Here is a 1,926-nt window from a genome sequence, read left to right as displayed (position 1 = left end):
TTGCCTATGGAGCATATCAGCTACAAGAAACAGACCGAGATTGTCAATTTCCAGGGCCGGGAAATCCCTCTGGAAAACCTCACGCCCATTCTCACCCCGGAGCAGGAGACGGTGAAGCGCCGGGAGTTGGAGCAGCGGCTCTATGAGGTGTTCCGCAAGTACGCCAGCCACCGGCAGACGGAGGAACCGGCCAGCTAAATTTTCGCCGCGCCGTTGCTTTGCGGGGCTGCTGATGGTATAATCATAGCGTCAGCAGCTCCGTTTCTTTTCAGAAAGGGAGCGCAAAATGAACAATCGAATTGACGCAATTTATGCAAGACAGTCCATCGACAAGAAAGATAGTATTTCTATCGAAAGTCAGATTGAGTTTTGCAAATACGAATTGAGAGGCGGGAGTTGTAAGGAATATCAAGACAAGGGTTACAGCGGCAAGAATACGGATAGGCCCCAGTTTCAAATGCTGGTGGAGGACATCAAGCGCGGACTGATTGCCAGGGTGGTTGTTTACAAGCTCGACCGCATCAGCCGTTCCATTCTCGACTTCGCAAACATGATGGCGCTGTTCCAGGAATACAACGTGGAGTTCATATCCTCAACAGAGAAGTTTGACACGTCCACGCCGATGGGCCGGGCCATGCTGAACATCTGCATTGTGTTCGCGCAGTTGGAGCGAGAAACTATCCAGAAGCGAGTGCAGGACGCATGGTATGCTCGGTGTCAGCGCGGTTTCAAAATGGGCGGGAGAGCGCCGTATGGATTTCGGACGGAGCCGATCATCATTGACGGCATCCATACAAAGAAGCTGGTAATTGAACCAACCGAGGCGGCGTTTGTTCGCAAGATGTACGATATGTACATCGACCCTCGCATTTCGCTCCACGATATCGCCACCCAGCTTACGGCCCAAGGTGTGAGGTCATTCTTTGGAAAGCCGTTTTCCAGGTCAACGATCAGCCTTATCCTCCGCAATCCAATTTACGCAATGGCTGACCTGGATATATACGAGTTTTTCAAAAGTCAGGGGACGGAGATTTACAACGATGCCGCCGATTTCGTAGGGACAAACGGCTGCTACTACTATCGGAGCAAGGGCAGCACCGATAACAAGCACAAGTATCTGCAAGGCCAGATGTTGGTGCTGGCCCCCAGCGAGGGCTTCATCCCGTCTGAGTTGTGGCTTCGGGTGCGAAAGAAAATTATGGCAAGCCAAAGTTACCAGCCCGCGAGGAAAGCCCGCCATTCGTGGATGGCCGGGAAAATCAAGTGTGGCAACTGCGGCTACGCTCTGATGGCAGCTCATTCTTGTGGGCATCTCTATTTTCGCTGCTCGAAGCACGCAGAAAATAAATCCTGCCCTGGCTGTGGTGCTGTCCGGCTCCACGATTTGGAAGAATTAGTTTACCAGCAGATGGTGAAGAAGCTGGAGAACTACAAAACGCTGACGGGCCGCAAAAAGAAAAGAGCCGCCAGCCCGAAGCTGACGGCAAAGCAGATGGAGCTGGCCCAAGTGGAAAGCGAGATTGAAAAGCTGTTGGACACGCTGACGGGCGCGACCCCGGTGCTGATCTCCTACGCCAACACCAAGATTGAGGAATTGGACAGCCGCCGCCAGGCCCTTGCCAGCGAGATTGCCAAGCTGACCGCCGAGGCCGTATCCCCGGAGCAGATTGACACGATTTCCAATTACCTGGATGATTGGGAAAATGTCAGCTTTGAGGACAAGCAGCGGGTGGTGGATTTGATGATTACCGTTATTCGTGCCACCAGCGAGAAGCTGCAAATTGAATGGAAACTCTGACGGCGGGCATACCGTCAGAACATTATCTTTTTATGCCCTTGTCCATCGTAGTTCTGTATAAAATCCCACTTTCAGATAATCACGGCCCAGCCGGGACATATCCTTGACAATGACGGTTCCGATTTTCC

At 52.3% G+C, this 1,926-nt stretch carries 2 protein-coding genes; both read left to right on the top strand.

From position 1 onward, the window contains the following. Nucleotides 1–6 precede the first annotated feature (6 nt). Nucleotides 7–198, top strand: a complete 192-nt coding sequence (locus D1646_RS21250) for a hypothetical protein (RefSeq protein ID WP_160267309.1) — start codon at nucleotides 7–9, stop codon at nucleotides 196–198. Between the two features lie 88 nt (nucleotides 199–286). After that, nucleotides 287–1,798, top strand: a complete 1,512-nt coding sequence (locus tag D1646_RS21245; protein ID WP_160638361.1) for a recombinase family protein — start codon at nucleotides 287–289, stop codon at nucleotides 1,796–1,798. Nucleotides 1,799–1,926: the final 128 nt, after the last annotated feature.

This window comes from Pseudoflavonifractor sp. 60, assembly GCF_009911645.1.
In the GTDB taxonomy this organism is placed as follows: domain Bacteria; phylum Bacillota; class Clostridia; order Oscillospirales; family Oscillospiraceae; genus Lawsonibacter.
This window is presented reverse-complemented; position numbering and strand designations above follow the sequence as displayed.